Raw genomic sequence first — 19,231 nt, 5'->3', positions numbered from 1 at the left:
AGAAGCTACAAAAACATATCTCTGCATAAATCATATTTTTCCGATAGTAAACGTATAAATATGCTAAATATCTTTAACCATATTCAGTTTTCTTATTATAGCTCATGATGTAATTATTTTTTCAGATTGTGATAATACTTTTTAAGCAGTTCTATGTCCTTTTCTTTCTCTGTAAATACTTCGAGCAGCATAGGACGGTTTGTTACAGACGGTTCGAGGAAACGTGCAGTGGCGCTGTTCAACTCTTCCTCATTATGAGCAGACAGGTATTCCAGCCCGCGGTCCTCAGCCCATGCCTTTGCCGATGCTGTGTGGGTGGCTGTCACGAAACGGCGTGCGTTTTCGTGCAGTTCAAGTCCCGGCAGTGCGTGGAAAATCTCTCCACCGCTGTTGTTAAGGAGCAGGATACGGATGTTCGAACCGTAGTTATTGTTCCAGAGGGCGTTCATGTCGTAAAAGAAACTCAGGTCGCCTATGATGATGAAGTTCAGCTTGTCCGATGCTGTGGCATAACCTATGGCTGTTGACAGGGAGCCTTCTATACCGTTCGTTCCTCTGTTTGATAATATCTCAACTTCCTGAGGATCATCGAAAAGTTGTGCGTATCTCACAGCCGAGCTGTTGGCAAGATGTAACGAGCATGGTGCAGGAAGTCCGGTTATAACCTTTCCTATGGCACTCATTTCTGAGTATTCGAATTCAGCCTGAGGTATGGCTTTCGACAGAGCTTCCCACTGGCGCGGATATTCCGGAGTTCGGTTTTCCATGCGTGATGAAATCTTTTCGAGGAACTCAAACGGGTCCATTTCGATTATTGTAGTCAGAGAGCCGTATAGATCCATCACTTCACCGTCGGCAGATACATGCCAGTGTTCTACAGGCGGGTGGCGGCGAAGGAATTTTTTCAGACGCTTTGATATGATATGTCCTCCGTATGTGATTAGCAGTTCCGGACGCATCTTCTTCTGTGCCTCGAAGTCCATCGAGCATAGAAGCGGTTCAATGTTTTTGATAGGCATTCCCGGTATGGTGCGGTTGCTTATATTCTCGGAGAACCATGCGAAGTGCTTGTATAGCAGTTTGGTATATTTCTTGTCGAACAGATAAATCAGGTTCATCTGACCTACTACCATCATTCTGCGCTGATATTTGTTCAGACGTTCGATAAGCGGTTCGTAGTCCTTGTCGTAAACGCTCAGTCCCTGATATCTGGTGATGACTCTTGCGTTTGGCAGCTCGTTTACCGGAAGCAGGAAGAAAGGATCGCTGACCGGTACATTGATATGAACAGGACCTTTTCCGTGATGGTTAAGTTCTAGAAGAGCCTCGTTGATCAGGCGGTTGCAGTACCATTCGTCTTCGTCGGTGTTTACTTCCGGCAGGTTGACGGATTTCTTTACAAGATTTCCGAAAACTCCAGGCTGAGGCAATGTCTGTCCGTCCATCTGACCTATCCATGCTGCAGGACGGTCGGCAGATATTACCACCAGCGGAACTTGCTGATAGAAAGCTTCTGCCACTGCCGGATGAATGTTCAGCAAGGCTGTACCCGAAGTACAACAGATAGCTGCAGGGCTTCCTCCGTGGAGGGCAAGTCCGAGTGCAAAGAATCCGGCACTGCGTTCATCGGTTACGGGATAGCAAGTAAACTCTGGTATATTGGCAAGTGTCTGCACAATAGGTATGTTGCGGCTACCGGGGCAAAGTACTATCTTCCTTATCCCATGTGCTTTAAGCAGGGCAGCCAGTTGTAGTATGCTTTTCTTATCGGTGTACACTTTGGGAAATTAAAAATTAATAATTAAAAATTATGAGTTGTTGGTTCTATCAACTGATAACTAACTTTATAGTCTTCATTTTATGCTGCGTCTCTTCCCATTCCGAATTGGCGTCAGATGAAGGAAGGATTCCTCCTCCGGCGTATAAAGTTGCGTAATTGCCGCTTACATTCAGACAGCGAAGATTTACATAAAGTGTTGTATGTCCGTTCGGATCCAGCCATCCTATAATTCCGGAATAGTATTTCCTGTCGTAACCTTCGTTTTCGATTATGAAATCGTATGCCTTGTCTTTTGGAAGTCCGCATACAGCAGGAGTCGGATGCAATGCATCAAGCAGATTGCCTAGTTCTGAAGTTTTTTTCAGTCCGAACTGGAAATCGGTTCTCAAGTGGACAAGTTGTCCGGCACGTGTAGTATAAGGACCTTTTATGGCAATTTTACTGCTGAATTTCTTTATTACTTTGTTGATATATTCGCTTACGAAGGCCTGTTCGTCTTGTTCCTTTTTATGCCACTCGGTTGGCATTACTTCGCCCTGCATAGGCATTGTACCTGCCAGAGCCACCGTATTCCATGTATTCCCCTCGCCGCTGAGGATTATTTCGGGGGTACTGCCTATCCATGTGCCGCTTACCGGTGTGTGCGACAGCGAAATCATCATGCGTGGGTAGCTGTTGCAGGCTGTGATGAAAGCTTCTAAAGGAGAGAAACTGTCACTTAGTGTATATCCGGCATTTCGCGAAAGCACAAGTTTGCTGAAAGTCTTGTTTTTCAGAGGACCTATAAATCTGGAAAAAGTTTCGATATATGTTTTTTTCAGGTCTGGTTCTGTCTGCGATATTTCAGATGATGTAGTATGGTCGGAAGGGCGTTCTTCGATAACAACATTTGAAATCTTCTCTGTTATTTCGTCCCAGCCGGAAGCTGTAACGTCAGGTCTGATTATTACTCCTGGATGGTCTTCAGTAAAACGGAAAGGAGATATGACAAATCCCTTTTCTCCATTAAGCTCCTTTAGGTTTGCGAATACGTGATTTTCTCCGCCATCCTGCATTACTAAAATAGGTGTATCTGTCCACGGAAGGCGATAAATGGCGAACGACTTGTCGCTGCAAGTCATTCTGTCAATAAGTTTATGTATTTGTGAATCAGGTTTGTTCATATCCGTTTTTTCACTATTTGATTAACTATTCTGGCTGTGGATACCAGTTTCCCTTCTGGGGTTGTTATGTCTATGTTCCATATGTGTGTTGTTCTTCCGCGGTGTATCAGTGTGCCGGTGGCTTTAACATACGCTCCTTTTTCCACTTTAACCATTCCTACATGGTTCGCGCTTACCTGAATGCCGCACGGCATTTCATTGGGTGAGCATAACGGCACTGAACCGTGACCTGCCATTATTTCCGCGAGAGCAAGTGATGCCCCTCCGTTCAGTATGCCGAAGGGTTGGCATGTGCGGTGGTCAACAGGCATGATGGCTGTAACTTTCCCTTCTTCCATACTGGTAAACTCTATACCAAGATGTTCACCCATAGAACCTTTTAAATCGGGAATAGCATTTGCCAAGTTTTCGCTGTCTTGCATATTCTTTCAGTTTTTATCCGAATGCAAAGTTAATAAAAAAAGTGATTTATGGAAGTATGTTGTAAATCTTAATTATAGCCTTGTCTTTTTGTAAGAAACGTCTTTTGTAAATATAATTTGCCTACAGATATTTCAGGCTTGGTTTTTTATCATATGTTAATTTTCAGAACAACTCTTTAGGGTAACTTTGCGCCTTGAAAAAAATGATAGTATGAAAGATAGTATTGACTTTGGAAAAATGGATGTATCGAAGTTGTTCGTTAAACTTCTGATACCTACGGTGATGGGAATGGTGTTTTCTGCCATATTTATCATAACAGACGGAATTTTTGTGGGAAAGGGCATAGGCAGCGATGCACTGGCAGCCGTTAATATCACGGCTCCGCTGTTTCTGATAAATACCGGTGTGGCACTGATGTTCGGTATAGGTGCTTCGGTGGTGGCGTCTATACATTTGTCGCACGGTAAAATCAAGGTGGCACGTATAAACGTGACTCAGGCTGTGGTGGTATCATCATTGCTGCTAATACTTTATGCTTTGGCTATAATGCTGAATCTTGAGGAGGTGGCATTGTTGCTTGGCAGTTCGCAAAGGCTTTTGCCCTTGGCTGTGGAGTATATGAACTGGTTTATCCCATTCCTGGTGTTCAGTGCAATGCTTAGTTCAGGAATGTTTTTTGTCCGTCTTGACGGTTCTCCCAATTATGCCATGTTCTGTAATATCATACCGGCTGTCATCAATATAGTTCTGGATTATGTCTTTATTTTTGTATTAGGTTGGGGTATGTTCGGGGCAGCGCTTGCTACAAGTCTTGGATATATAGTAGGTGCGGCTATGATTCTGATATATCTTTTTAATAGGAAAAATGTCATACATATGGTGCGGGTGAAACTCAGTCGGAAGAGTCTTATGCTTACTGCACGGAATGTGGGATATATGTGTCGTCTTGGGTTATCTACTTTTTTATGTGAAGGTGCAATCGCTACAATGATGTTTGTAGGTAACTATGTGTTTATGCGCTACACTGGCGAGGACGGTGTGGCTGCATACAGTATAGCCTGTTATTTCTTCCCGATAATATTCATGGTATATAATGCGATAGCCCAATCTGCACAACCGATACTGAGCTATAATTTCGGTCAGGGTAATAATGTCAGGGTAAATCACGCGTTTAGGCTGGCTCTCTTTTCGGCTGTAGGTTTCGGTGTGGTTGTCATTGTTTTGACTGAGATTTTTTCCCCTCAAATTGTTTCCATGTTTATAGATCCTGCATATCCGGCATATAATATAGCCGAAAGCGGACTTCCTCTGTTTGCTTCCGGATTTATATTTTTCGGAATAAATATGGTTTCAATAGGATATTTTCAAAGTGTGGAACGCGATCGTCCTGCCATGGCTGTGACCTTATTGCGTGGATATATCCTTATTCTGGCATGTTTTTGGATTATGCCTAAGTTATTGGGAGTTCCCGGAATATGGCTGTCTGTTCCTGCGGCTGAATTTGTCACTTTTCTGTTTGTCATTACCATTTATTGCAGAAGAAAGAGATAGTCTTGAAAGTAATGTTTATTTTTGCATCAGTGAATTTAATTAGTGATATTTCATGAGGCAGTTTATTGATGCTTTTTGCAAGAGATACAGTGCTACGGAAAAGGAGTGTATGAAACTTGTTGATAATATGGAAGAAGTTTGTTTCCGGAAAGGTGATTTCCTTGTTCGTGCTGGGGAGACAAACAGTTCGTATTATCTTATTAAGGAGGGAATATGGCGTGGATATATTCTTCGCGATGGGGAGGAACTGTCTGTATGGTTTGCAATAACAGGGGAGACCGTTTTCTCCAGTTGGGGATATATGGCAAACCGTCCGTCGCCTATCTACATAGAAGCCATTACCGACAGCACGCTTTACAGAATAAGCAAACAGAATATGGAGGTGTTTCTCAATTCTTCGATAGAGAGTGCAAACTTGGGAAGGAAACTTGTGGAACAGGACTTTCTGGTTGCAGAAGAACGTATTGTCGCAACAGGTTCTATTCCACAGGCTAAAGAAAGATATCTCGATCTGTTGAAACGCGATCCTATGCTGTTGAAGCATGTGCCTTTGAAATATATAGCATCCTATCTGTTCATCACTCCGCAGTCGTTGAGCCGTATTAGAGCCGAATTGGCAAAAGAAAAATAGAATATAATTATGATTTCATTTCGCCTACACGGTTTATGAACTCATCGGCATATACACGGCCTATTGGTATTTCCACTGCACGGTGATAGAGTGTGAGTTGGCGGCGGGTATAATTTGCCACTTTGTGCAATGGAACTATATATGACTTATGTACACGCATGAATCTCTCCTCTGGAAGCATTTCCATGATTGATTTCATGCTGGTTTGCGAAAGAACAGGCCTGTCATCATCTGTGAGATAAATCTTGATATAATTGTCCATAGCTTCGATATATTCTATCGAGGCTATTTTTATTTTCACGTTCTTGTATTCCACCTTCAGTGTTATCTCTTCCTCTTCCGTAAGTACCGGTGCGGCGGAAAGGCTTTCCAGTTTTTTCATCCTGCGTACCCTTTCTATAGCCTTTTCGAAACGGGAGTATGAGAATGGTTTGTGAAGATAGTCTATAGCATTCAGCTCGAATCCGTCAACGGCATATTCGGCGTAGGCGGTAGTGAATATAAGATATATGCCTGCCGGAAGTTCGCGTGCTATGTCAATACCGTTTATTCCTCCCATTTCTATGTCGAGGAATACTATATCCGGCTTGGAGGACTTTACTTTTTCCAGTCCTGTTATAGGGTCTGTATATGATGTTACTTCAAGGTCGCCGCAGCGTTTGCAGAACTGTTCTATAATACTCAAAGCTACCGGCTCGTCGTCTATTGCTATACACTTCATGCTCATTTCAGTTTTAAGATAAGGTTTACGGTGAAAATTCCGTTTGTATTGCTTATTTCCAGATTGTGTTTACCAGGATATAAAAGCTCAAGTCTTTTCTTGCAGTTGGATATACCTATTCCGGGTTCCTTGTTTTCCGGTTTTGGGTTCACTGTATGGTTTTCTGTGAAAAGCGTCAGTGTGTCATTGTTTACTTTCAGGCTTATTATGATGTCGCTTTCTATGTGCGACGATGCTCCGTATTTCAGTGCGTTCTCGATGAAAGTTATAAGTATCATCGGTGCAATCCTGGTATTTTTTGCAGATTCGTCGGCTGAATATGAATAGTATATATGTGTACGTTTTTCGTCTATGCGGTTCTTTTGCAATTCTATGTACTGGCCGATATATTCGGCTTCTTCCTCAATATTTACAGTGTCCTGTGTTGCCTTTGTGTACATATATTTTATCAGATCAATGAACTGCATGAAGGCTGTTTCTGCTTTCTGGCTTTGGGTTATCATCAGTCCGTATAGGGTGTTCAGGGTGTTGAAAAGGAAATGCGGATTAATCTGTGCCTTGTATAGTGCCAGTTCGGCTTTCTTTTTCTCGAATTCGCTTGCTTGTCTTGCCATAATCTGCTTGTACAGTTCTGTCAGAAGACCTACGGCTATGCTGAAACATACTGTTACCAGATACATGAACCATGTACCTTGCTGATGTTGCTTTATTCTTGTTATGTTCATTGCCTTTTTTATGAATTTGTCCATTCTCGGTTTGTGGCCTCTGAAAGGAAAATCCATCTGGTACTGTGTGATAAGCCATGTAATGAATATTGTGCCTAATAAAACAGCTATTGCTATAAGCAGATGTTTTCTGTCTTTGAGCACCATAGGGACACTGATTTGCTTGATACAGAAATATACGGCATAAAGCCATACTATCAGAGTAATAACAAAGAGTGAATTACTTTCCAGCCATTTGTCAACAGGAAGCATCATCATCATGGCGGGGAGTAGTATGATACAGAAAAATAGGTCAATGCCTATAGGTAAGTACTTGTTGTTCATATCGTATAGAGTTATAATGCAAAAGTAAAATAAATATGCCGAAAAAGCGAATAAATGAAATGTTAAAAATCGGAGTTTGTCGTTTACCACTTGAAGTGTGTCGTTCGCCACTGCATTCGTCTGGAGGCGTTTTTCGTAGCTTATTCTTGAGTAGCTTTGTATCAGAAACGAAAAATTTAACATTATATGAGACTGAAACTTTTTATATCTATTGCTTTATTGTTAGTGCCGTTGATGTTGGTGGCACAGGGGAGGGTTACGATGAGCGGAACCGTGACAGACAAGAATACCGGAGAGCCGTTGCCTTCGGCTACTGTAAGTATAGCACCATCTTCGGATAGGGATGTGAAGAAATATACTTCTACTGATCTTGATGGAAAGTTTTTATTTAAATCCGTATCGTATGACAGTTATGTGCTTGAAGTTACATACGTCGGTTATAAATCAGACGAGAAAAGATTGAAAGTTACTGATAAGAAAGACAGTTATATTGTTACTTTTAAACTCGATGAGAACGCTTTGATGCTTGGTGAAGTGTCTGTACAAGGACGTGCCACACGTGCCGAACAGAAAGGCGACAGTCTGTTCTATAATGCCGAGGCGTTTAAGGTGATGCAGGGAAGCTCGGCAGAGGATCTGTTGTTGAAGATGCCCGGTATAGTTGTCGAAGGAGGAACAATACAGGCGCAAGGTGAAGATGTGAAAAAAATATTGGTAGATGGAAAAGAGTTTTTCGAGGGTGACGTAAATCTTGCCATAAAAAACTTGCCTTCTGACGTCATAGCAAGTATTGAGGTGTTTGATAAAAAGAGCGAGCAGGCCGAATTTACCGGTTTTGACGATGGAGAGGAAGTAAAAACCATCAATATCATAACAAAGGGTGGATATCGTCAGGGTACTTTCGGTGAGGTTTCTGCCGGATATGGTACTGAAGACAGATATAAGTTGAATGGTAATATAAACTTCTTTAATGATGACCGAAGAATTTCAGTTCTTGGAATGTCTAATAATGTCAATCAGCAGAATTTCTCTCAGGAAGACCTTGCCGGAGTTATGTCGTCATCAGCCAAAGGTGGTGGTCGCGGAAGACGTGGCGGTGGCGGCGGAGGAGGCCGTGGCGGTTCCGGTGGAGGAGGTAATACCTCTGATTTCATGGTAGGCAGCATGGGAGGTATCACTTCTACAAACGGTGTCGGACTTAACTACGTTGACAAATGGGGTGAGAAGGTCAATATCACAGGAAGTTATTTCTTTAACCAGTCTGAAAACCTTACTCAACAGCGGACTGAGCGTGAATATTTTGAATCTGTGCTTCCAGGTATGACATACGACTAATATCAGGAAAAGACAATGGAGAACTGGAATCACCGTTTCAATATGAAGCTTGATTACAGGATTTCGGACAGAACATCGCTCCAGTTCCGCCCTACATTAAGCTTTCAGAATAATGATAATGTATCAGTGCTTGACGGACAGAATATGATAAGCGGACTGACCGATACTGAGACACATACCAATACTAATGGTGGTACTGATGCATATAATCTTGGCGCTGATATTATTTTACGTCATCGCTTTCCTGTTGAAGGCAGAACATTGTCACTCATGATGAATGGTAAGATGAGTAATACCGAAGGGGGAACTTATACAGACTATCTGAATACACTGAATATGCTGTCCGGTACACCTCAGACAGAGGAGTACAGCCAGTATAAGAACACAATGAACAAACAGTACAGTTTCCGTTCTAATCTCAGTTATACAGAAAAACTGACTGACCACATGCAGCTACAGTTGGGATATAAGTTCTCATATTCTGATTCTGATTCAGACAGGAAAACATATATGAAATCATCAGTAACCGACTTATATGACCAGCTGGATGAGAGTCTGTCAAGTGTATATCAGACTGGATATACAACTCATGCCGGAAATGTCGGACTTCGTTATCATGCAGGAAGGCTGAATGCAATGATTGGTGCAGATGTACAGTGGTCTGAATTGTCGGGTGATCTTATATATCCTAGTCCGGACAGAATGAATAACAATTATTTTTCATTCCTGCCTTCGTTCAATTTAAGATATTCGTTAGACAGAACAAATTCGTTTATGCTGAGATACAGAAGCAGCTCATCGTCACCGTCGGTTACTGACCTTCAGAGTGTGGTAGATAACTCAAATCCTTTATTCCTTTCTACAGGTAATCCGGATTTGGACCAGCAGATTTCACATACAGCTAACCTCCGATACATACGTACAACGAAATCGGGACAGACATTTATTGCAATGATTGGAGGTACAGCTAAATTAGGTTATGTGGCGGACAGTACATTTATAGCTAAAGAAGATATATGGATTTCAGACAATGTTACTCTGAATAAAGGTTCGCAGTTCACCAAACCTGTAAATATGGACGGATATTACAGTCTGCAGTCAATGATTACATATGGTTTCCCGTTCGACTTGATTCGCAGTAACATCAATTTCAGTGTATCGGCTAACTATTCTAATGTTCCTACCATTTTCAACGGTGAGAAGAGTAAGACAAACGAATTGAACATCATCCCGAAAGTGATTATAGGTAGCAATATCAGTCAGAATCTGGACTTTACTGCTTCCTACTCGGCTGGAATAAACAAAATATACAGTTCATTAAACACAGCCAGCGGTACAGGTGATTATATCACTCATAACGCCGCAGCCAAATTGGGTTGGACATTCTTTTGGGGACTGACATTCCGCAGTACATTCAATTATATAGGTTATACAGGGCTTGATATCGGTAATGAAGATTATTTCCTATGGAATGTGTCATTGGGAAAGAAATTCCTGAAGAACAACGCGGCGGAAATAAAGGTTGAGGCTTTCGATATCCTGAAGCAGAACCAGGCATTCACGCACAGCACTGGAAGCAACTATTACGACTATATAAACAGCAATGTGCTTAAACCGTATGCAATGGTAAGTTTTGTATATACAATCCGATAATGACAGGAAGGCTTTTGCAAAACTCTTGCAAAGCCTTTTAAACAAGATAATTATATATTATTTATAAACTCAAAATTTAAACAGTATGAAAAAGATTTTATTTTTAGCCTTAATGGCTGTTATGTGCTTCCAGACAATAGATGCACAACGTAAAGGTGGAGAAAAAAGAACTCCGGAACAGGTAGTAGAGAATTGGGATAAAAAGCTGGACCTGACAGATGAACAGGAAAAACAGATAACAGATTTATATAAAGATTTTTTCAATCAGAAAGTGTCGCGTGAGGAGAGAAAGGCAAAGATGGATGAATTGAACTCCAAGATTTCTTCATTATTGACTGACAATCAGAAGGCTAAGTTTGAAAAAATGAAGTCTGAAAAGAGAAAGAGAACAAAATAACAATTGATATTACATGCTCAAAATAAAAACAGGCATCATAAAAAACACTATTTTTATGATGCCTGAAAGTTTTTGTGTACAATTTAAACGAGATATTATCTTGCGGCTGTAAACAGAGTAGTTTGTGAGCCGCTGAGAGCGCGTACTGAAGCCAGACCTTGCTGGTCAGGAAGAACTGTTACAGTGTTTCCGTCCTGCAGTTTCACTGTTATTGTTCCGTCTTCGTTCATTGTCATAAGTTCGTATGATTCACCGTCACACAATGCATTCCATGTACGGTTTTCCTGATTGTAAACCAAATCGATAGAAACGTCTTCTCCCTTTTTAGAGATGCTGTATCCGTTCTCGTTTGTTCTGATGAGGTATTCCCCATTTTCGCCTTTTACTGTTTTTGTAGTACCAACGTCAGCTAGAGGGTTTGATCCGCTCCAGAATTCAATAGAGTTGAGAACTACAACGTCAGCAAAGTATGCAACACCATAAACTGGAATAATATTAAATGCCAAAAATACTAACTCGTTTACAAATTTGTTACCAATACCTTGATTCCAGTCTTTTAAGTTGTTCCATAAAGCAAAAGAACCGATACATGAAGAGAATAGCAGGCTTCCACCTAGTAAAGCACATACTACTTTAATTTTTAGTTTTTTCATAATCTACGTATAAATAGTTGTATTAATATACTATACGCAAAGTTAGACTATTTTTTCTAAAAAACAAATATTTTATCAATATTCTCTTTTAATTAATCTTTGTCTATTTTTTGTATCCCTCCAGTAACAGTATCGAAGATTACACGTGTGTTTACTTTCTTATTAAAAAGATCGTTCACCAGTAACTCAGTATTGCCAAACTGTGCAAACATCATATTATTATCTTCAAATAATGTCTTTCCTTTAAATGTAAGCATTACATTTGCTTTTGCTGGAATATTGTATATAATGCCTTTAGGAGCTTTTTTCTTTTTGCCATCTTCACTGTCTGCAGCAGATGTTTGTGCCGGATTGATGTTCTCAATTTTTATGTACATAGGTTCACCTGCAAGATTGTCTGATGACAATACTCCCAGTTTTTGTGAAAATCTCATGACCACTTTTTCAGTGGTATCGCCTTCCGGAAGAATGACAGCTGTAAATAGTTTGTCTTCTCTGGTCTTTATTCCAGTGAACATCTGTACCAATGCTTTTTCCTGTTTTTCCAGATTGTCCATTATCAGTTTTAGTGAAGCACCGTCCTTAGGCATAGTGTCCGCCTGTCCTCTTAGAATAAGATTCTTGCTTTCACGTATGTTGTAGATTTCTTTTGCTGTAAGCTCTGCCATTTTAGCTGTAGAACCGGCAGTAATAATTTCTTCTGTCATGTATTTTCTTCCATCTTCTGCGCGTTGTGGCATTTCCAGAATATATTCTGCTTTTGCAGACTTTGGTGCAGAAGTGTTTATAGCTTTTATAATGTTGTTGTCTGTAACCTCAATATTTGACATTACACTTTTATCACTGAGTTTCATTATATAGGCTTTGGTAGAATCTGGTATTCCTACGGGGCGTACTTCTATTTTTTTTATTTCCCAGTCTGTTGACGACTCGGATGTAACATTGTTTATTCTTAAATACCTGTTAGCGTATTGACAGAAATCTCCTGGCGTATATTTTACCTTTGTTGCAATGACATTAACTTCTACAGCTGTTTTAGGTAAGAAAAATGCAATACCTTCTCCTTCTCCGGGAGTATAATAATCCACATTCTGTGCGTTTGTTCCAAAAGCATAGGCTGCAACTAAAGCCAATGCCATAATTCCTTTTTTGTTCATAAGCTATAGTTTTTGTTTTTTATCTTTTGTTTGAAAGTTGTTTCCATGCTTCCGGTAATGAATTGATAATGTCGGATGCATTCATGCTTATTTCTCCAAATTTCTCTGCAGCTATATCTCCTGCCATTCCATGTAGATATACTCCCAAAAGACATGCTTCCTTAGAGGAATATCCTTGTGCAAGAAGTGATGTCAATATACCGGTCAGAACATCGCCGCTGCCTCCTGTTGCCATGCCAGGATTGCCTGTCGGGTTGAAGTGACATTCTCCTTCCGGAGTTATGACTACACTCCATGCTCCCTTGAGTATTATATATATTTGCAGATATGATGCCAGATCCTTTGCTTTTTGTATTCTTTCGAAACTGTTGCTGCATCTTCCTACGAGTCTTTCAAGCTCTTTTACATGTGGTGTAAGGATAGAACCTTTTGGTACGCAGTTCAGTTGGTTTCTGTAAGTACTTAAAGCATTTATTGCATCGGCATCTATTACGGCTGGTATATAACATTCTTTTAATTGGTTGATTATAGCTTGTGCCGTAAATTCTTCCTGTCCCAGTCCTGGACCTATGCCGAGTGCCTGATAGCTGTCCAGATCTATCACTTCGGCAAAGAATCTGTCGTCCATGTCGTCCTGTGCCATTGCTTCAGGAACGCTTGCCTGTAAAAGAAGGTGGTTGCATACAGGTGTATGTACTGTAAGTAGTCCTGTACCACATCTCAAACAACTTTTGGCAGACAGTACTGCTGCACCTCCCATTCCGTATGAACCGGCAATTATCAGCGCATGTCCGAAATTGCCTTTATGTGCAAATTTCTTTCTTGGTCTGACTATTTCGGCTACTTCTTTTTCTTCTATTATGTAATTGCTGCTTTCTGCCTGTTTTGAAAATTCTTTGTTGATACCGATGTCAAGAACTTCAAGCTCTCCAATCAAGTCTTCGTTTTCAGCAAAAAGGAATGACAGTTTTGGCAGGTTTATTGTAAGCGTAAGATTAGCTTTGATAATGTTCTGACGTATGTTTCTGGTATTGTCCTCGCCCATCATTCCGGATGGAATGTCTATAGATACAACTTTGGCAGGAGAGGCATTAATATATTGCACCACGGCAGCAAAACCTCCGCTTAAAGGCATGTTCAGTCCTGTGCCGAAGAGGCCGTCGATTACAATGTCGTCTGCCGAAAGTTTCGGCGGGTCAAATTGTGTGCTTACTTCTGTATAATTTGTAAATCCGCATTCCTGAAGTCTCTTGATGTTTGTGAGGCAATCTTCCGACAGGTTACCTTTAATATTGAATAGTACTACTTGTACCTGATAGTTCTTCAAGTGTAACATGCGGGCCACAGCTACAGCGTCGCCCCCGTTGTTGCCCGGACCGGCAAATACAACTATCCTGTGTGATTTGTTCCATCTTCTGCATATAGCATCTGTTATCAGGCTTGCGGCCTTTTCCATTAGATTGATGGATAATATAGAATCGTGCTCTATAGTGTAAGCATCGGCTTCTTTCTGTTGTGCGCAACTTAAAATTTTCATTACTTCTTAAAATGGTATTTTGTTGGTAAAAGTAGTAAAAACATACGAACTATACGCTATTTAATCTTCAAAATATACTTAAATACTTAAAAGGTAGTGTTGACATTTGTCGAAAATTGCGTAAATTTGTCCGCAATTTTAATTTTGCATAATTCTATGAGTACTATTCGGATAAAAGACAAGTCGTTTACTACATTTATTACTGAAGATAAGATATTGAAAGAAGTATCGCGTGTAGCAGATGAGATTAATCGTGATTTGGAAGGAACTGAACCTCTGTTTCTCAGCGTTTTGAACGGTTCGTTCATGTTTACGGCCGATTTGATGAAGCGTATCAGTCTTCCATGTGAAATATCGTTTGTGAAACTGGCTTCTTATGAGGGTACATCTTCTACAGGAAAGGTGAAAGAACTGGTCGGTCTGAATGAAAATATAGAGGGAAGGACTGTTGTTATAGTTGAAGATATTATAGACACTGGTTTCACTATGCAACGTCTCGTAGAAACATTACGTTCAAAAAATCCAAAGGATATACGTATAGCTACATTGCTGGTAAAACCTGACAAGTTGCAGGTAAAACTGGATATTGATTATGTGGCAATGAATATTCCTAATGATTTTATAGTAGGCTACGGTCTTGATTACGACGGAAAGGGACGTAATTATCGAGATATATACACTGTAGTCAATGAATAGTGAACAAGGCTTTAGTTACAAGTTAATAGAAGGTTCCCGTCCGGATGGTAACCTTGTCAACTCGTCAACTGATAAAAACTTATATAAACTCAAAAACTTAAACAAAATGTTGAACATCGTAATTTTTGGTGCTCCTGGATCAGGTAAAGGAACTCAGAGTGCACGTATAGTAGAAAAGTATGGTTTGAACCACATTTCAACAGGCGACGTTTTGCGTGCTGAAATCAAGAACGGAACAGAACTTGGTAAAACTGCAAAAGGATATATCGACAACGGTCAGCTTATTCCTGACGCATTGATGATTGATATCCTTGCAAGTGTATTCGATAGCTTCAAAGATAGCAAAGGTGTAATCTTCGACGGTTTCCCACGTACTATCGCTCAGGCAGAAGCTTTGAAGGAAATGCTTAAAGTTCGTGGTCAGGAAGTTTCTATTATGCTGGATCTTGAAGTTCCGGAAGATGAACTGATGACTCGTCTTATCAAGCGTGGTCAGGAATCAGGACGTGCTGATGACAATGAAGAAACAATCAAGAAACGTCTTGTAGTTTACCACTCTCAGACAGCTCCGCTTATCGACTGGTACAAGAACGATGGCAAATATCAGCACATCAACGGTCTTGGAACTATGGACGGTATCTTTGCTGACATCTGTACTGCAATTGACAAACTTTAATTTATAAGAAGGTAAAGAAGTTAGAGAAGTTAAAGGAGGTGAAGAAGTTGTATTGCCTCTCAACATAACTTCTCTAACTTTTCAAATTTACTTCTTTTTTAATTATCCAATCTAACTTCTCAAAATTCTCAATCTAACTTCTCAAACTTCTAACAAAAATATGGCTGAATCGAATTTTGTTGATTATGTAAAAATCTACTGCCGCTCCGGTAAGGGAGGTCGCGGCTCTGTACATATGCGTCGCGAAAAGTATGTGCCAAACGGTGGTCCCGACGGGGGCGACGGTGGTAGAGGAGGTCATGTAATTCTGCGTGGTAACCGCAATTACTGGACGTTGCTTCACCTGAAATATGAACGTCACGTGTTTGCCGAGCATGGAGGTAATGGCTCCAAGAACAAGAGCTTCGGTAAAGACGGTGCCGACAAGGTGATAGAAGTGCCGTGCGGTACTGTGGTTTACAATGCTGATACCGGAGAGTATGTGTGCGATATAACAGACCACGGTCAGGAAGTAATTTTGCTGAAAGGTGGACGCGGAGGTTTGGGTAACTGGCATTTCCGTACAGCTACACGTCAGGCTCCACGATTTGCACAGCCGGGCGAGCCGATGCAGGAAATGACGGTGATACTGGAATTGAAACTGCTTGCCGATGTAGGTCTTGTAGGTTTTCCAAATGCTGGAAAATCAACTTTGCTTTCCACTGTATCTGCAGCACGTCCTAAGATTGCCAATTATCCGTTTACAACACTTGAGCCTAATTTGGGTATAGTGTCATATCGTGACGGAAAATCATTCGTTATGGCAGATATACCTGGTATAATAGAAGGAGCAAGCGAGGGTAAAGGACTCGGACTTCGTTTCCTGCGCCACATAGAGCGTAACTCACTTTTGCTTTTCATGGTGCCTGGCGATACTGATGATATACGCAAAGAGTATGAAATATTGCTGAATGAGCTTGCAACGTTCAATCCTGAAATGCTCGATAAGCAGCGTGTTCTGGCCATAACAAAATGCGATATGCTAGACGATGAGCTCATAAGCATGCTTGAACCGACATTGCCTGAAGGTATTCCTCATGTGTTTATATCTTCTGTGGCGAATATGGGAATTCAGCAGCTTAAAGATATCCTTTGGGCAGAGCTTAACAAGGAAAGCAATCAGCTTGAGGCTGTAAGACGTGATGCAATCGTACATCGTTCGAAAGATGTTTCAAAACTTCAGCAGGAACTTCAGGATATGGGAGAGGATGAAGACTTTGAATATGAATATGAGGATGATGCCGACGATGATTTCGAATATGAATATGAAGAAGAGGATTGGGATGACGAACCCGAAAAATAATGAATAACTTATTTTCAACAGATAAAAGAATGTTAGTGTACGGTTTGAACGAATCGTATGCTGACATTTTTTGTTTCTCTACCACTCGACATGGCGGATATAGCACCGGACAGTATTCATCTTTCAACTGCAACCATTATTGCGGTGACAAACCGGAAAATGTAGAACGGAATAGAAGCCTGCTGGCTGATATAATGCCGTTCCGCCCAAATACATTCGTGATACCGCATCAGATACATTCTACGGAGATACGTACAATAGACAGCGACTACCTGAATTCGGATGAGACTGTAAGGAAAAATATGATTGAAGGCGTGGATGCCGTTATAACCAACCTTAAAGGTATATGTCTGTGTATATCCACAGCCGACTGTATCCCTGTGCTTTGCTATGATGTACGTAATAAGGCAATTGCGGCAATACATGCCGGATGGCGCGGTACGGTGGCACGTATAGTGGAGAAAACTCTGAGAAAGATGCATGAAGAATATGGAACGCGGATGCAAGATGTAGTAGCAGTTATAGGTCCGGGCATTTCTTTACAGTCTTTTGAGGTTGGCGATGAGGTTTATCAGGCTTTTCAAGATGCCGGATTTGATATGAATGTTATATCACGGAGATACTCAAAATGGCATATTGATCTTTGGGAAGCAAACAGAATACAGCTTATTTCAGCCGGAGTAAATCCGGATAATATAGAAGTGAGCGGAATATGTACATATACCGCAAACGAAGATTTCTTTTCTGCCCGTAGGTTAGGAATAAATTCAGGCAGAATTATTTCGGGGATAATTCTGAAAGATGAATAATTGTTACACCATATATTTCTGTGTAAAAGAATAAAACAATTTAGAAAGCGTTTATGGAAAATAGAAAGATAAATATTGTTGTTTCAGACGAACTGAAACAGGCTTGGCCGGGTTTTCAGGGAGCTGCGGTTTTTGCCAGAGTAAAGAATTCCGGTTATAATGAACAGTTGTGGAAACGCATAGACGAGTTTACGGAGCTTTACCGTTCTAAATATACCACAGATTCCATAAAGGACATGCCATCGATACAGGCAACACGTCAGGCATACAAGAAATGTGGTAAGGACCCTAGCCGTTATCGTCCGTCGTCCGAAGCATTATGCCGTCGTATCCTTCGTGGTATTCCATTATATCAGATAGATACTTTGGTGGATCTTATCAATCTGGCTTCCATAAATTGCGGACATTCCATAGGAGGTTTTGATCTTGATAAGATACAAGGCGATGAGCTCGTTCTTGGTATAGGTAAGGCAGGCGAGCCTTACGAAGGTATAGGCAGAGGTGAACTGAACATTGAAGGTATGCCGGTATATCGTGATGCTGTTGGAGGAGTAGGAACTCCCACAAGTGATAACGAACGCACAAAGATAACTGCCGGTACAACCAGACTTCTTGCTATAATGAATGCCTATAGCGGCAAGGAAGGACTGGAAGAGGCCGTAGGTTTTATGGTCGATTTGCTTAAAGAATTTGCCGAAGCAACGGAGATAGAAATCATTTATTTCAGTTAAGAATGAACATTTAATCTTTTTATTGGTTATACATATATAAATACGAGATTATGGATATAGAAAAGATATTGACAGAAGGTATAATCTTCAAGGGAGCAAAATCTCCTGCAGCAAAAAAAGAAGAGAAGGTTAAGACTAAGGCGAAAAAGAAAACCTATATTACCGGACTTCATAATTCCGGAGCTGCAAAGATGAAAGCAGAGATACGTCGTCGCAGAGCAAATCGTCATAAAAACGGATAAACTGTTCTGTTTTTAATGTATTGATTAAATTTATCAATTGAAGGTTATTTTTATAACATATTTTCCCGAAATTTGTTTTTAAATAAAAACTGAATAGTTTAACAACTAAAAAATGAGAATTATGAAAAAAGTATTAATGACTTTATTCGTGTTGTTTGCAGTAGTTACTGCTTACGCACAGGAAATGTATGTTGGTGGTGGAATCAGTTTATGGAGAAATCACGATCTTGATAAAACTACATTCTCTATCAGCCCTGAATTCGGTTACGGATTAAACGAAAAATGGTCTGTTGGCGGACAATTGATTCTTGATGTGAACGGTGGTGACGGTGTTTCTTCTACAGCTTTCGCTTTGGCACCTTATGCACGTTTCTCTTATTATGAGAATGATATTGTACGTTTGTTCCTTGATATGGGATTTGGTGTTTCTATAAATAAGCAGAAACATACAGATGCTGATGCAGGTTTTGAATTGGGTGTGAAACCTGGTATTGCTGTAAAACTCAACGAAAATTTCAGCTTTGTATCTAAAGTAGGTTTCGCAGGGTTCCGTCAGGATTATAGAGGCACTAGCAATAGTGGTTTCGGAGTATATGCTGATGGCGAAGCAATCTCTATCGGTATAGAATACGCATTCTAAAAATAGCGTTCATACGTTTTAAAAAAACGACAGTTCATTTTAATC

At 40.6% G+C, this 19,231-nt stretch carries 20 protein-coding genes; 12 read left to right on the top strand and 8 right to left on the bottom strand.

The features are described 5' to 3' along the window. Positions 1 to 113: 113 nt before the first annotated feature. Genes menD through H6A61_RS11985 form a run of 3 tightly spaced genes read right to left on the bottom strand, consistent with a single transcriptional unit; the run spans position 114 to position 3,365 of the window. Positions 114 to 1,778: a 2-succinyl-5-enolpyruvyl-6-hydroxy-3-cyclohexene-1-carboxylic-acid synthase gene (menD, locus tag H6A61_RS11995; RefSeq protein WP_204393906.1), complete on the bottom strand. Its 1,665-nt coding sequence runs from the start codon at positions 1,776 to 1,778 to the stop codon at positions 114 to 116. Positions 1,779 to 1,827: 49 nt separating this feature from the next. Continuing rightward, positions 1,828 to 2,943 (bottom strand): isochorismate synthase, encoded by a 1,116-nt coding sequence (locus tag H6A61_RS11990; protein WP_204393904.1) that lies wholly within the window; start codon positions 2,941 to 2,943, stop codon positions 1,828 to 1,830. Beyond that, complete coding sequence (locus H6A61_RS11985; RefSeq protein WP_204393902.1) at positions 2,940 to 3,365, bottom strand: PaaI family thioesterase; 426 nt, start codon at positions 3,363 to 3,365, stop codon at positions 2,940 to 2,942. The genes H6A61_RS11990 and H6A61_RS11985 overlap by 4 nt, the downstream gene beginning before the upstream one ends. A 211-nt stretch (positions 3,366 to 3,576) precedes the next feature. On the opposite strand from H6A61_RS11985, the gene H6A61_RS11980 reads away from it, so the two are divergent. Both H6A61_RS11980 and H6A61_RS11975 read left to right on the top strand, forming a co-directional pair. Then, a complete protein-coding gene (locus tag H6A61_RS11980) occupies positions 3,577 to 4,917 on the top strand; it encodes an MATE family efflux transporter (protein ID WP_204393900.1) in 1,341 nt (446 codons plus the stop codon). 52 nt (positions 4,918 to 4,969) lie between these two features. Beyond that, positions 4,970 to 5,548, top strand: a complete 579-nt coding sequence (locus H6A61_RS11975) for a Crp/Fnr family transcriptional regulator (RefSeq protein WP_204393898.1) — start codon at positions 4,970 to 4,972, stop codon at positions 5,546 to 5,548. Positions 5,549 to 5,555: 7 nt separating this feature from the next. On the opposite strand, the gene H6A61_RS11970 is transcribed toward H6A61_RS11975, so the two are convergent. Then, complete coding sequence (locus tag H6A61_RS11970) at positions 5,556 to 6,269, bottom strand: LytR/AlgR family response regulator transcription factor (protein WP_239469204.1); 714 nt, start codon at positions 6,267 to 6,269, stop codon at positions 5,556 to 5,558. Positions 6,270 to 6,271: 2 nt separating this feature from the next. Further along, on the bottom strand, positions 6,272 to 7,318 hold the full coding sequence (locus H6A61_RS11965; RefSeq protein WP_239469203.1) for a sensor histidine kinase: 1,047 nt from the start codon (positions 7,316 to 7,318) through the stop codon (positions 6,272 to 6,274). A 186-nt stretch (positions 7,319 to 7,504) separates the two neighbouring features. Between H6A61_RS11965 and H6A61_RS16005 the strand changes: the two genes are divergently transcribed. The 3 genes from H6A61_RS16005 to H6A61_RS11955 all read left to right on the top strand — a co-directional run bounded on the left by H6A61_RS16005 (position 7,505) and on the right by H6A61_RS11955 (position 10,703). After that, positions 7,505 to 8,653, top strand: a complete 1,149-nt coding sequence (locus H6A61_RS16005; protein ID WP_239469202.1) for a TonB-dependent receptor — start codon at positions 7,505 to 7,507, stop codon at positions 8,651 to 8,653. Between the two features lie 15 nt (positions 8,654 to 8,668). Next, positions 8,669 to 10,306, top strand: coding sequence for a TonB-dependent receptor domain-containing protein (locus H6A61_RS16000; RefSeq protein WP_239469201.1), 1,638 nt, complete (start codon positions 8,669 to 8,671; stop codon positions 10,304 to 10,306). Between the two features lie 85 nt (positions 10,307 to 10,391). Next, on the top strand, positions 10,392 to 10,703 hold the full coding sequence (locus H6A61_RS11955) for a hypothetical protein (protein ID WP_204393894.1): 312 nt from the start codon (positions 10,392 to 10,394) through the stop codon (positions 10,701 to 10,703). Positions 10,704 to 10,798: 95 nt separating this feature from the next. Here the strand turns inward: H6A61_RS11955 and H6A61_RS11950 are convergent, their stop codons facing one another. The 3 genes from H6A61_RS11950 to H6A61_RS11940 all read right to left on the bottom strand — a co-directional run bounded on the left by H6A61_RS11950 (position 10,799) and on the right by H6A61_RS11940 (position 14,050). Beyond that, entirely contained in the window at positions 10,799 to 11,356 is a 558-nt protein-coding gene (locus H6A61_RS11950) for a DUF3332 domain-containing protein (RefSeq protein WP_204393892.1), read from the bottom strand. 92 nt (positions 11,357 to 11,448) lie between these two features. Further along, positions 11,449 to 12,513 carry a DUF4831 family protein gene (locus tag H6A61_RS11945; RefSeq protein ID WP_204393890.1) on the bottom strand — a complete coding sequence of 355 codons (1,065 nt, stop codon included), beginning with the start codon at positions 12,511 to 12,513 and terminating at the stop codon, positions 11,449 to 11,451. A 19-nt stretch (positions 12,514 to 12,532) separates the two neighbouring features. Continuing rightward, positions 12,533 to 14,050: an NAD(P)H-hydrate dehydratase gene (locus tag H6A61_RS11940; RefSeq protein WP_204393888.1), complete on the bottom strand. Its 1,518-nt coding sequence runs from the start codon at positions 14,048 to 14,050 to the stop codon at positions 12,533 to 12,535. A gap of 156 nt (positions 14,051 to 14,206) precedes the next feature. Here H6A61_RS11940 and hpt point away from each other — a divergent pair, with 156 nt between their 5' ends. The 7 genes from hpt to H6A61_RS11905 all read left to right on the top strand — a co-directional run bounded on the left by hpt (position 14,207) and on the right by H6A61_RS11905 (position 19,186). After that, on the top strand, positions 14,207 to 14,746 hold the full coding sequence (gene hpt, locus H6A61_RS11935; RefSeq protein WP_204393886.1) for a hypoxanthine phosphoribosyltransferase: 540 nt from the start codon (positions 14,207 to 14,209) through the stop codon (positions 14,744 to 14,746). A 106-nt stretch (positions 14,747 to 14,852) separates the two neighbouring features. Then, the gene (locus tag H6A61_RS11930; protein WP_154043290.1) at positions 14,853 to 15,422 is read left to right on the top strand and encodes an adenylate kinase; all 570 of its coding nucleotides are present in this window, start codon (positions 14,853 to 14,855) and stop codon (positions 15,420 to 15,422) included. A 160-nt stretch (positions 15,423 to 15,582) separates the two neighbouring features. Further along, on the top strand, positions 15,583 to 16,764 hold the full coding sequence (gene obgE / locus H6A61_RS11925; RefSeq protein ID WP_204393884.1) for a GTPase ObgE: 1,182 nt from the start codon (positions 15,583 to 15,585) through the stop codon (positions 16,762 to 16,764). Beyond that, a complete protein-coding gene (gene pgeF / locus H6A61_RS11920) occupies positions 16,764 to 17,573 on the top strand; it encodes a peptidoglycan editing factor PgeF (protein WP_204393882.1) in 810 nt (269 codons plus the stop codon). Before obgE ends, pgeF begins: the two co-directional genes overlap by 1 nt. 68 nt (positions 17,574 to 17,641) lie before the next feature. Further along, positions 17,642 to 18,304 (top strand): B3/B4 domain-containing protein, encoded by a 663-nt coding sequence (locus H6A61_RS11915; protein WP_154043363.1) that lies wholly within the window; start codon positions 17,642 to 17,644, stop codon positions 18,302 to 18,304. A 50-nt stretch (positions 18,305 to 18,354) separates the two neighbouring features. After that, a complete protein-coding gene (locus H6A61_RS11910; protein ID WP_154043293.1) occupies positions 18,355 to 18,546 on the top strand; it encodes a hypothetical protein in 192 nt (63 codons plus the stop codon). A 121-nt stretch (positions 18,547 to 18,667) separates the two neighbouring features. Continuing rightward, positions 18,668 to 19,186 carry an outer membrane beta-barrel protein gene (locus tag H6A61_RS11905; RefSeq protein ID WP_204393880.1) on the top strand — a complete coding sequence of 173 codons (519 nt, stop codon included), beginning with the start codon at positions 18,668 to 18,670 and terminating at the stop codon, positions 19,184 to 19,186. Positions 19,187 to 19,231: the final 45 nt, after the last annotated feature.

The organism is Bacteroides caecigallinarum (assembly GCF_016901995.1).
Lineage (GTDB): Bacteria > Bacteroidota > Bacteroidia > Bacteroidales > Bacteroidaceae > Phocaeicola > Phocaeicola cellulolyticus.
The sequence above is the reverse complement of the archived record's forward strand: the minus strand, read 5'-3'. Positions and strand labels throughout refer to the sequence as shown.

Excerpts from the sequence above, each read along its gene's own strand:
- obgE (WP_204393884.1), top strand. The coding sequence starts at position 15,583 with ATGGCTGAATCGAATTTTGTTGATTATGTAAAAATCTACTGCCGCTCC.
- H6A61_RS16000 (WP_239469201.1), top strand. The coding sequence starts at position 8,669 with ATGGAGAACTGGAATCACCGTTTCAATATGAAGCTTGATTACAGGATT.
- H6A61_RS11970 (WP_239469204.1), bottom strand. The coding sequence starts at position 6,269 with ATGAAGTGTATAGCAATAGACGACGAGCCGGTAGCTTTGAGTATTATA.
- H6A61_RS11990 (WP_204393904.1), bottom strand. The coding sequence starts at position 2,943 with ATGAACAAACCTGATTCACAAATACATAAACTTATTGACAGAATGACT.
- H6A61_RS11965 (WP_239469203.1), bottom strand. The coding sequence starts at position 7,318 with ATGAACAACAAGTACTTACCTATAGGCATTGACCTATTTTTCTGTATC.
- H6A61_RS11975 (WP_204393898.1), top strand. The coding sequence starts at position 4,970 with ATGAGGCAGTTTATTGATGCTTTTTGCAAGAGATACAGTGCTACGGAA.
- hpt (WP_204393886.1), top strand. The coding sequence starts at position 14,207 with ATGAGTACTATTCGGATAAAAGACAAGTCGTTTACTACATTTATTACT.
- H6A61_RS11950 (WP_204393892.1), bottom strand. The coding sequence starts at position 11,356 with ATGAAAAAACTAAAAATTAAAGTAGTATGTGCTTTACTAGGTGGAAGC.
- H6A61_RS11980 (WP_204393900.1), top strand. The coding sequence starts at position 3,577 with ATGAAAGATAGTATTGACTTTGGAAAAATGGATGTATCGAAGTTGTTC.
- H6A61_RS11945 (WP_204393890.1), bottom strand. The coding sequence starts at position 12,513 with ATGAACAAAAAAGGAATTATGGCATTGGCTTTAGTTGCAGCCTATGCT.
- H6A61_RS11930 (WP_154043290.1), top strand. The coding sequence starts at position 14,853 with ATGTTGAACATCGTAATTTTTGGTGCTCCTGGATCAGGTAAAGGAACT.
- pgeF (WP_204393882.1), top strand. The coding sequence starts at position 16,764 with ATGAATAACTTATTTTCAACAGATAAAAGAATGTTAGTGTACGGTTTG.
- H6A61_RS11910 (WP_154043293.1), top strand. The coding sequence starts at position 18,355 with ATGGATATAGAAAAGATATTGACAGAAGGTATAATCTTCAAGGGAGCA.
- H6A61_RS11955 (WP_204393894.1), top strand. The coding sequence starts at position 10,392 with ATGAAAAAGATTTTATTTTTAGCCTTAATGGCTGTTATGTGCTTCCAG.
- H6A61_RS11940 (WP_204393888.1), bottom strand. The coding sequence starts at position 14,050 with ATGAAAATTTTAAGTTGCGCACAACAGAAAGAAGCCGATGCTTACACT.
- H6A61_RS11905 (WP_204393880.1), top strand. The coding sequence starts at position 18,668 with ATGAAAAAAGTATTAATGACTTTATTCGTGTTGTTTGCAGTAGTTACT.
- H6A61_RS11985 (WP_204393902.1), bottom strand. The coding sequence starts at position 3,365 with ATGCAAGACAGCGAAAACTTGGCAAATGCTATTCCCGATTTAAAAGGT.
- H6A61_RS16005 (WP_239469202.1), top strand. The coding sequence starts at position 7,505 with ATGAGACTGAAACTTTTTATATCTATTGCTTTATTGTTAGTGCCGTTG.